Source organism: Collinsella sp. OF02-10, from assembly GCF_003463445.1.
Lineage (GTDB): Bacteria > Actinomycetota > Coriobacteriia > Coriobacteriales > Coriobacteriaceae > Collinsella.
Genome location: NZ_QSCW01000009.1, coordinates 1 through 8,517 on the forward strand (window position 1 = coordinate 1; position 8,517 = coordinate 8,517).

General features: G+C 54.9%; 11 protein-coding genes. 4 read left to right on the top strand and 7 right to left on the bottom strand.

Translation table 11 applies throughout. The annotated features are described in order from the left end of the window. Positions 1 to 504 precede the first annotated feature (504 nt). From xerC to DXA43_RS05730, 3 genes are all read left to right on the top strand, one after another. On the top strand, positions 505 to 1,752 hold the full coding sequence (xerC, locus tag DXA43_RS05720) for a tyrosine recombinase XerC (RefSeq protein WP_117806519.1): 1,248 nt from the start codon (positions 505 to 507) through the stop codon (positions 1,750 to 1,752). Between the two features lie 218 nt (positions 1,753 to 1,970). Then, positions 1,971 to 2,216, top strand: a complete 246-nt coding sequence (locus DXA43_RS05725) for a hypothetical protein (protein ID WP_117640700.1) — start codon at positions 1,971 to 1,973, stop codon at positions 2,214 to 2,216. A 9-nt stretch (positions 2,217 to 2,225) separates the two neighbouring features. Then, a complete protein-coding gene (locus tag DXA43_RS05730; RefSeq protein ID WP_117629695.1) occupies positions 2,226 to 2,612 on the top strand; it encodes a hypothetical protein in 387 nt (128 codons plus the stop codon). A 200-nt stretch (positions 2,613 to 2,812) separates the two neighbouring features. On the opposite strand, the gene DXA43_RS05735 is transcribed toward DXA43_RS05730, so the two are convergent. After that, positions 2,813 to 3,025 (bottom strand): hypothetical protein, encoded by a 213-nt coding sequence (locus DXA43_RS05735; protein ID WP_117806520.1) that lies wholly within the window; start codon positions 3,023 to 3,025, stop codon positions 2,813 to 2,815. A gap of 196 nt (positions 3,026 to 3,221) precedes the next feature. On the opposite strand from DXA43_RS05735, the gene DXA43_RS05740 reads away from it, so the two are divergent. Continuing rightward, the gene (locus DXA43_RS05740; protein WP_117806521.1) at positions 3,222 to 3,791 is read left to right on the top strand and encodes a hypothetical protein; all 570 of its coding nucleotides are present in this window, start codon (positions 3,222 to 3,224) and stop codon (positions 3,789 to 3,791) included. A gap of 42 nt (positions 3,792 to 3,833) precedes the next feature. Here DXA43_RS05740 and DXA43_RS05745 read toward each other — a convergent pair whose 3' ends face one another. The 6 genes from DXA43_RS05745 to DXA43_RS05765 form a co-directional block, all read right to left on the bottom strand. Further along, positions 3,834 to 4,571, bottom strand: coding sequence for a metallophosphoesterase (locus DXA43_RS05745; RefSeq protein ID WP_117806522.1), 738 nt, complete (start codon positions 4,569 to 4,571; stop codon positions 3,834 to 3,836). Next, on the bottom strand, positions 4,571 to 5,296 hold the full coding sequence (locus DXA43_RS05750; RefSeq protein ID WP_117806523.1) for a metallophosphoesterase family protein: 726 nt from the start codon (positions 5,294 to 5,296) through the stop codon (positions 4,571 to 4,573). Before DXA43_RS05750 ends, DXA43_RS05745 begins: the two co-directional genes overlap by 1 nt. Next, positions 5,293 to 5,931 (bottom strand): hypothetical protein, encoded by a 639-nt coding sequence (locus DXA43_RS05755; protein ID WP_117806524.1) that lies wholly within the window; start codon positions 5,929 to 5,931, stop codon positions 5,293 to 5,295. Before DXA43_RS05755 ends, DXA43_RS05750 begins: the two co-directional genes overlap by 4 nt. A gap of 271 nt (positions 5,932 to 6,202) precedes the next feature. Further along, positions 6,203 to 6,328 carry a hypothetical protein gene (locus DXA43_RS10550; protein ID WP_255413620.1) on the bottom strand — a complete coding sequence of 42 codons (126 nt, stop codon included), beginning with the start codon at positions 6,326 to 6,328 and terminating at the stop codon, positions 6,203 to 6,205. A 187-nt stretch (positions 6,329 to 6,515) separates the two neighbouring features. After that, positions 6,516 to 7,715 (bottom strand): relaxase/mobilization nuclease domain-containing protein, encoded by a 1,200-nt coding sequence (locus DXA43_RS05760; protein WP_117806525.1) that lies wholly within the window; start codon positions 7,713 to 7,715, stop codon positions 6,516 to 6,518. Continuing rightward, on the bottom strand, positions 7,712 to 8,245 hold the full coding sequence (locus DXA43_RS05765; protein WP_117806526.1) for a hypothetical protein: 534 nt from the start codon (positions 8,243 to 8,245) through the stop codon (positions 7,712 to 7,714). The genes DXA43_RS05760 and DXA43_RS05765 overlap by 4 nt, the downstream gene beginning before the upstream one ends. Between the last annotated feature and the right edge of the window lie 272 nt (positions 8,246 to 8,517).

Genomic DNA, 8,517 nt, shown 5'->3' on the forward strand with positions numbered 1-8,517 from the left:
CACGGAGAGCATTTCCCAGTTGACAAAACTATAGGAACACCCCCCGCGGGAAATTGGTGACGCGGGTGTCGACGGCTCGAACCCTGCCCTTAGACCAGAAGAGCCCGGCACCGTGGTGGTACCGGGCTCGACAAATCTCTGGTGCCCCCGGGCGGATTCGAAAACTCCCCCCGCGGGGAAATTGGTGACGCGGGTGTCGACGGTCCGAATCCGGCCTTTAGACCAGAAGAGCCCGGCACCGTAGCGGTACCGGGCTCGGCAAATCTCTGGTGCCCCCGGGCGGATTCGAACCGTCGACACCCGCTTTAGGAGATATGATTTAATGCTACCCCCTACCATTCATCAAGCATCATTGAACATCATATAACCGCAGATAAACATAGCAGTTTGTGTCTTTTGCCTCCGGTAGCTGCGCCTATGCTTTTACAAACATATTACTAACGGCTTTAGCTAAACTGCACTCAATGAATTGTTGAAAACTATTCAAAGAAACGGAGTGCAAAGATGTCAGAACAGCCACTAATTAGCGGAAGAGGCACGTGTTGGAAAGACAAGAGATCACCTAACACCTATCGCTATTATTTTTCCCTTGGAGTCAAGGACCCGAAGACAGGGCGCTACAAACGATCCCCAACTTATACGGTTCGTTGCAAGACTAAAACAGAAGCTAAGGCTGCAATGCAGGCCAAGCTGGCTGAAATCAACTCCTCTGGCACGATCACTAAAACTAAAAAGCCCACTTTGCTTGCGTCCTACTGCTGGGCCTTTCATGAAAATAGGGACACCGAGCTTGCGCCAACGAGCTATGAAAGAGAAGCGTACGATTGCAGGCATATCGAAGACCTATTCGGTGCGTTTCAGACAATTGAGGGGCTAACTCCCGATCTAATCGAAGAAACATATGCCGAAGCTCGTCGTACGGGAAAATACAAACCATCTGAGCTTGTACGAATCAATGCGAAACTGCGCCAGATTCTGTCGAATGCAGTCGCAAAGAGAATAATTGACCGAAACCCCTGCGCTACCGTTCATGTTCGCCGACCACGCAACAAAAGAGAATCACTGACAATCGAGCAAGTAGCTACCCTATGCACACATCTTCAACACATTGAGCTCACCGCCGAAGCTGTTGGTACGCTAATACTAGTGTATACGGGTATGCGAAAAGGCGAGATGCTGGGCCTCGAATGGCGCGATTGGGACCCTGCCAATAAAACCTTGAAAATTGACAGGCAGTACACCAACGATCATGAACTGAGGGCACCCAAGTCACAAGAAAGCCAACGCAAAATCCCCGTTGGAGAAACCTTGGCCGAACGTCTTCAATCATGGTCAGCCATACAAAAAGAGCTCTTGGCCTCTCTGGGGCTATCCCAGACTGGCAGCACTCCCATCATTAGCGATATTGCTGTCGAGCAAGGGGTCCCTACTGTCTGTCACATGAAAAACTACATCTTCAACCATTGGTTTCGCGATTTCGCAGTTAGCTGCAATCTTGGAATCTATGAGCCGAACAATTCGACTGGCGGAAAACTATATAAGGGCATCTGCCCGCATCAGCTCAGGCATTGTGTAAGCACTTTTATGCTGGCGAACGGATCGGACGTCAGAAGCGTGCAAGGTATTCTTGGCCACGCGGACCCCAATATCACACTCAAAACGTATACAAGCCTCGTTCAACAATCAGAAATAAAAGCAGTTAAAGGCTACGAGGACTTCATCAACGCCTATATACAGAGAAGCGAGAAATAGCATGTTTTTCATTCATCGTTTTATTCATAATATTACGGTACTATAATACTGTTTCCGCAGGTAGACGCTTTATTTGGTTGACATTTAATGAGTTTTATTACATGCTAAAGCTGTCAGATGGCTACGCACGTAGTCATAAAAACCGGCCCCCCAAGTGCTTATGAACCTGGTAAGTCTTACAAGCACAGGGAGGGCCCTCATTGAAAGGATAGCTCATCATGGCTACTCCAAAGATTAGCACTCAGGCGTCCACACCGACTTTCCCCACTGGTGCCGCTCAGTGCGATCGGTTGCTCCGCGTTAACGATATCCGCGAACTCACTGGCTGGAGCGAGAACACCGCACGCAAATTCATGCGCGAGTCCGGCAAGCTCATCCAAATCCATCGCTCGAATTACATGTTTGAAAGCTCATTCTATGAGCTTTTCAAGCAGCTTGAAGGTCGTACCGCCCACCTTGACTAGGCGGTAAACATGAGCGAGCTACCGTCAATTTCCGACATATTCAACGATGATGTTACCGAGCAACGAAAGATTATAGAGAAAATGGATAAAGCTATTTTTATTTCAGTGCCCGAGTGGGCGTGCTGCGTCACCACCGTTGCCGCCGAGCGTCTCATCCTCGGCCTCGTATGGAAGTTTGGAAAACCTTCCAAAAACAAACGGCCCATGGGATTTTGCGCTAGAAGCAAATGGATTGAGGATCACTACCACTTGAGCAAGAACACGATATCCCGAGCCTATACTTCTCTAAAGGATAAGGGGTATATTCAAAAAACTGGTGATGGCAGCTGGATGCTTAATTACGCTGCAATCTACCGCGCCGCGATCGAAAACGCTTGGGAGCCCCCGAAATCTTAAGTCCACAGCCCGACTATCGACATGGGCTTCTGTCAAACAACCGAGTTAAAAACCACTGAGCCAGAATCCGCTTCAATAGAAGAGGATTCTGGCTCAAATGATATCCGACCATTCACGCAGCGATGTCTACCGCAATCTGGCAAGAATCGAGGACGGGGAAACCGTCATCGAGGTCGTGAAGGTCGGTAATCGCCAGGCGTCTACAAAAACATGCCGCGGATGTAAAATGAAGCAGGGTCGAACCGAAACAGTTCCCGGACAATTGGCGTCCGGCCAGACACTTCGATTCGACCCTTTTTCATGCCCGCATCTAAAACAATCCCATAATCATTCTCGACATCTTTAACGCCATCACTCTCCCGCCACCAACACGTCGTAGGTGCCATTTTCAACGAATCGATATGGCCGTCCATTCATGGTCTTTAAGGCGCGTTATACCATGAAAACGTGCGGTATTTCTCCAACCGAAAACCTGCGTGAATGTATGACTTGAGACGCCTTTTAGAACTCACCGATCGCAGGGCGAACACAAATCAACAGCGGCCGTGCATTGTTCCCAGCCATATGGCATGGCGGAGCCATGCCCGTTGTTGATTGGAGTGCCGCACCATGGCAGACGAGAAGAAAATCAGGGAGATCTACAGCGTGAAGTCCGTCCTCGATGAGGCCGCCGAGCGAATCGAGGCGACGTGGCGGGAGAAGCTGCTGCGCGAGACGGGCGACCTCAGAACCGAGAACGCGTTGCTCAGGGCCCAGCTCGACGAATCCAACCGTAAGCTCGCCGAGGCGGGGGATCGGAATGAAAAGATTGAGGCCGACTGCAATGAGCGGGTCGCCTTTATAGAGGAGAAGTTCGAGCTCGATACCGCGAGCATCGAGCTCGAGAACAATGAGCTCCATGCCGCGAGCGTCAGATACCTCGCCGATGCCAGGGAGCTCGGCAGGCAGGTCGTCCAGCTCCACGTCGAGGCTGAGGCCATGTCCGATGAGATCGAGCGTCTGCGCGTCGAGCGTGACGCCGCGCTGAAAGCCCAAGCCGAGCTGAGCGATGCGCTCCTAGCCCAGCGCGACCTGACGACCGAGGTCGCCGCCCTCAAGGACCGCCTTGCTGTAGCCGAACAGCGGGCGGCCGTGGCCGAGGCCAAGATCGAGGTCATGACCCAGATGAAGGGCGAGTAGCCCCGTGCTTCTCCTGTCGGGCTGCTGATTTTTAGGAACCTTCTAGAGCGCTTCTAGAAGGTTCCTAGAAGCGGGCGCAGCATCTTCGATCGGCACGATGTCTCGGTAGATAAGGCGATGCCTGTCGTCACGCCACTCGTCGTCGTGGTAGTGGCCGAAGAACCAGGCTCGGTAGCCGAGTCGCCCGTCAAGCTCGGCAAGGAATCGCTGCAGCCGGTCGCCCCGATACTCGCGTCCGCGCTCGCGGCACAGCTTCTCCGCCAGGGCAGCAGGGGCCTCGTGAGCCACAACGTAGTCGACCTTCCAGCCCACGCGGTCGAGCGAGGCACGGCAGTGCTCCGTCTCTTCCTCGCTCGGCATCTCCTCGGGCCACCAGCTCCTCCCCTCCTTGCGATACTGCCTGTCGTTGCTCGCGGCGCCGCCCATGGCAAGGACTGTGAGCCCGTCGATATCGAACACCTCTCCGCGCATCAGGTGCAGCACGTGCGGTCGCGCCTCATGGACGAGCCCGCCGTTCCACTCCCGCACCGGCAGCCCAGCCAGGGCGTGGTGGTTCTCGTGGTTGCCGTCTACGAAACACGTGGTCCACGGCTTCGACTCAAACCAATCGAGCCAGTATTTCTCGGCGTTGGATCCATCCCAGACAAAGCCGAAGTCGCCGGCCACGATCACCACGTCATCACGCGTCAGGGTCCGGCCCAGCGGCCAATTCTTGAAGGCAAACCTGCTGGACCCGTACTCGGCCCTACCGTGCACGTCGCCCGTCACATAGATAGCCATCAGTACGCACCCCACGGCAGGAGCTTGTCCCCGAGCCTCACGATCCGGTCGTACAGCACGGTATGACGTTCGTCCGGGTTGCCGTCTCGGTGAAAATGGCCGTAATACCAGCGCTTGTAGTCCAGGCGGTCCTCGAGCTCGTCGAGGAATCCGGTCAGCCGGTCCACATCAGGGCGTTCCCAGCCCGGGTCCGGATAGAGCGTCGGCGAGAGCATGCGCGTGGCACAGGTATGGGTGATGACGCAGTCGACCTTCCAGCCGACCTCGTCGAGCTTTGCCCGCGCGGCATCGAATTCGCGCTCGTCCGGGAGCTCCTGAGGCCACCAGCTGGAATACGGAACGCGGTATTCCCTGTCCACGCTCGTGGCACCGCCCATAGTGAAGATTGTCGAGCCGTCGAGCTCGAAGACCTCGCCGCGCGTCAGGCGCCGAATGGGCGAGGTGTCCGACAGGCGCTGCGTCAGCCCGCCATGCCACGGCTCCATGGGGCGCTCCTCCCAGTGATCGAAGCGCTCGTGGTTGCCGTCGACGAACAGTACCGTGTAGGGGCGCGACTCCAGCCAGGCGATGTCGGCGCATTCCTCGGCAGAAAAGTTCCACGGAAAGCCAAAGTCACCGGCAACGATGAGATAGTCGTCGCTGGTAAGACTGTCGCCAAGCTCCCAGTCGCGGAGCTTTTGCATGTCGAGCCCACTGTGGATGTCGCCCGTCACATAGACCGTCATCGGATTGCCACTTCCCTCTTGTACGCCGCCAGCTCGCGCTCGACCTGCCTGTCGCCGGTCTCGTTGACCCACCAGGGCCATTTCACCCGGCCGCACGGCTCGTCGACTCCGGCGAACCATTCCCTCAGCTCGTCGAGGCTCACCGGGGAGTGACCGTTGGCATCGCAACCGACGTCGTAGCGCAGAAGGCCCTGCTTGCGGTTGAACTCGTTGTACGCGCCGCCGCTGCTGTGGATGTGTCCGTGGAGGTGCCACGATCCATGGCTCATGCCCTGCCAGTCGGCCATGGGGTAATGGCTCAGGACGATCTTCTGCCCGTCGATCTTGAGCACGCAGATCGGCGGCTCCACGGTGAAGGCGCCAGCGACCGCCGGCTGGGTCCAGTCCTTGTCGTGGTTTCCCGGGACGAGGCGGATGCGCCTGCAGGCGATCCGCTTGCGCAGCCCGTAGGCGTCCTGGGCGGTCATCTTGAATGAGAAATCCCCCAGGATGTAGAGCTCGTCGTCCACGGCAACCTTGCCGTTGATGCTGTCGACGATGGCGTCGTTCATCTGCCAAATCGTCTCCCACGGGCGGTCGGTGAACTTCAGCACGTTCTCATGCCCGAAGTGGGTGTCGCTGGTAAACCAGATCATATTTATGTCTCCTTTTATCGCTAAAAAACGTTCTCCTTCGAGGTCAGGAGACGTTTTATGAGCGACATGAGGTGCATATCCCTCATGTTTCAAGCTCCAATCTGCCGGATTTGCCCAACTAAAAGTTTACGCCCACGCGCCCACGCGCGAACAGGATTTGATTTTTGAAATATGGACGAATTCCTTGTCAGGAGGGTAAAATGGTGCCGACGGCAGCCCAAGTTGTAGAGAGCTGGGCAGAGCCGTTGCTTAATGAAGTTGGGTCATCGTCTTAACGACGGTGGCCTTTCTTTTTGGGCTTCGAACCCTGCTTGAGTGCCTTGGAAAGGCCGACAAGGGCCGTGAGGAGCGAGACCAGGGCGGTCAGGAGCTTCACGAGCTCGGTGAAATCGGTCATGGGCATCACCTCCCATCGGATGGAGGGCTCTGCCCGGCACGAGGGCTGCCGCCAGCAAGGACGATTCTATCAGAGCGGCTGACTCCCGCCGATCAATTCATACTCCTCACCCTCGCCGAATTGCGAGCATGAAAGAATCGGCACTGGATGGCAGCGCGCTAGGGCACCGACGATAGGCTTTCCAAAACTAGCGAGGCGTGTCTCCGCGTGAGAAATCACCGCGATCGACAACGCGATCGTCCATCTGTCGCGACACGGCGCTACCGCTGTGCGCCTGGCCGGCGGCGCGAACACGGTCATCGCCAGCATCGGGAACGGCGCCGGCGTAACGGTTGCGAATCTCCCTTGCGTAACCGCGCCGGGCAAGAAGCTCATCACGAACCGCCGGATCCTCGAGCAGATCTTCATCGCACTTCGGTGCGATGAACTTAGGAAAGAGATTGTAGGCGACGCCCTTGCTCGCCTTTGCCTGCTCGACCCACGCCGAATACGCCTTCTTAAGCCGTTGAATGTAAATCTCGCAACGCCTCTCATAAGGAAGGGCTCGCTCGGCCTCCAGCACGTTATTTTTGAAGGCCGCCTCAAGTTGCTTGACCGCAAACCTCCCGTCAAGACGAGTCAGGTTGAAAGTGCACTTCGGGTTGCCGGCCTCCTTGATATCGAGATCTGTCGCATAGACTCGATTGTTCTTAATGAAAATGTCTACGCCCCATGAGGCAAGTAACTTTTTAAACTGCTCCATATTCTTCGGATGACCTTCGTTGATTGCAAGATGGATCAACTCGCGCAGATTGTTTTTATAACTGTACTCACCGCGACCGATAATCTCCTTTTCTGTGTCCCGCGGCTGGCGATCGCGAATCTTCGAATTCTTCTTTCCCTTTTCGAGCTGGGCGAGATTCCAGTCCTTATCGAGTTCTCGGACCCATGAGGCGCGTTCGTACTTTCCATGCCGCCCGCCCGTCTCGCAACGCTTGCCGGTTAACAAATCGGTACGGTTGATCGCCATGTGCACTGCGTAGCGTTTTCCCGCCTTATCGCTTTCTTCGTGCAGCGCGAGAATCACTTGTTGATGCGGATAGTGCTTCGCAAGCCATTGCTCCGCGTAGGCCAAACATGCATCGGGGGTCATCTTGCCCCCGTTGCATGAGCATTCTTCCGGAAGGAACGCGAGGATCTGATGAAGCAGGATTACGTTTTTGGCTCCGGCTCTCGATGGTTCGTCGTGATGGAAAACCTTTCTGGTTCTATCCATTTTCGAAAACCAGCGCTCGCTGTATTCGATGTTCCAGCCGCCACGCGCAAGCGCATCTTTTCCGTTGATGTATTTACGGACGTTCTTTGCGTAGCGGTCGCTCGAAACGCTTTTCTGTTTGATAACCGTCATTTCACATCACCACCGACGAAATAGCGCTTCTCGAGCTCGTCGATGAAACGGTCTAGCTTACGCCCAACTTGATAGACCTTCTCAAGTGTTCGGAAAACCGCCTTCTCGTTATACGCCGGAAGACCTTGTGCATTTACGAAGTACATGAGCTGATTGAGGTTTGTTCCTTCCTTTAAAAGCTCGTGATAAATCTTGTCGATCGACGCCCGATCGACATCGATTTTCTCAACATTCCCTTTGAGCAGTACGCGACGAGCATACGAACTGACAGTCATATCAAGGGAATCAGCATTGCTTTCAATTTTCTTTTTTTCTTCCGGCGAGACCCGGACGTGAATGTCATCGGTTCGGAATTTCTGGTCAGCGATTTCCGCAAAACTAAAATCGATATCGAGATCGTCAGCATTGCATAAAACGAGGCGTATGAGTTCCGCCTCGCTCATCTCATGTCGCTTTGCGATTGCGGTGATAGCTTTCTTCTCTTCATCGGAAAGAGACGCCTTGACGGTGTGTGGGCGGAGCCTGCTCATGATTCCTCCGGAAAACGAATCAGCGATCGAAGAGGCCTCCGATCAAAACCTGCTATGCGATTCGCTTTCCTTTTGATGAGGAACGGCTGGCGTCGTTCCAAAAGTGAAGAATCGACTTCGCGATTCTTTATCGCGAAGCTTCAACTTCACAACAACCTTATCGCCGTAGCAGGCGATAAGCAAGGTCTGTGGCGTGGTGTTTTTGGGGTCCGGATGGACCCACAAAAACACCACCCACAGTCATCTTGCAATCGCCTGCTACGGCGATTGGG

Excerpts from the sequence above, each read along its gene's own strand:
- DXA43_RS05760 (WP_117806525.1), bottom strand. The coding sequence starts at position 7,715 with ATGACGGTTATCAAACAGAAAAGCGTTTCGAGCGACCGCTACGCAAAG.
- DXA43_RS05725 (WP_117640700.1), top strand. The coding sequence starts at position 1,971 with ATGGCTACTCCAAAGATTAGCACTCAGGCGTCCACACCGACTTTCCCC.
- DXA43_RS05745 (WP_117806522.1), bottom strand. The coding sequence starts at position 4,571 with ATGGCTATCTATGTGACGGGCGACGTGCACGGTAGGGCCGAGTACGGG.
- DXA43_RS05755 (WP_117806524.1), bottom strand. The coding sequence starts at position 5,931 with ATGATCTGGTTTACCAGCGACACCCACTTCGGGCATGAGAACGTGCTG.
- DXA43_RS05730 (WP_117629695.1), top strand. The coding sequence starts at position 2,226 with ATGAGCGAGCTACCGTCAATTTCCGACATATTCAACGATGATGTTACC.
- xerC (WP_117806519.1), top strand. The coding sequence starts at position 505 with ATGTCAGAACAGCCACTAATTAGCGGAAGAGGCACGTGTTGGAAAGAC.
- DXA43_RS05765 (WP_117806526.1), bottom strand. The coding sequence starts at position 8,245 with ATGAGCAGGCTCCGCCCACACACCGTCAAGGCGTCTCTTTCCGATGAA.
- DXA43_RS05750 (WP_117806523.1), bottom strand. The coding sequence starts at position 5,296 with ATGACGGTCTATGTGACGGGCGACATCCACAGTGGGCTCGACATGCAA.
- DXA43_RS05735 (WP_117806520.1), bottom strand. The coding sequence starts at position 3,025 with ATGGACGGCCATATCGATTCGTTGAAAATGGCACCTACGACGTGTTGG.
- DXA43_RS05740 (WP_117806521.1), top strand. The coding sequence starts at position 3,222 with ATGGCAGACGAGAAGAAAATCAGGGAGATCTACAGCGTGAAGTCCGTC.
- DXA43_RS10550 (WP_255413620.1), bottom strand. The coding sequence starts at position 6,328 with ATGACCGATTTCACCGAGCTCGTGAAGCTCCTGACCGCCCTGGTCTCG.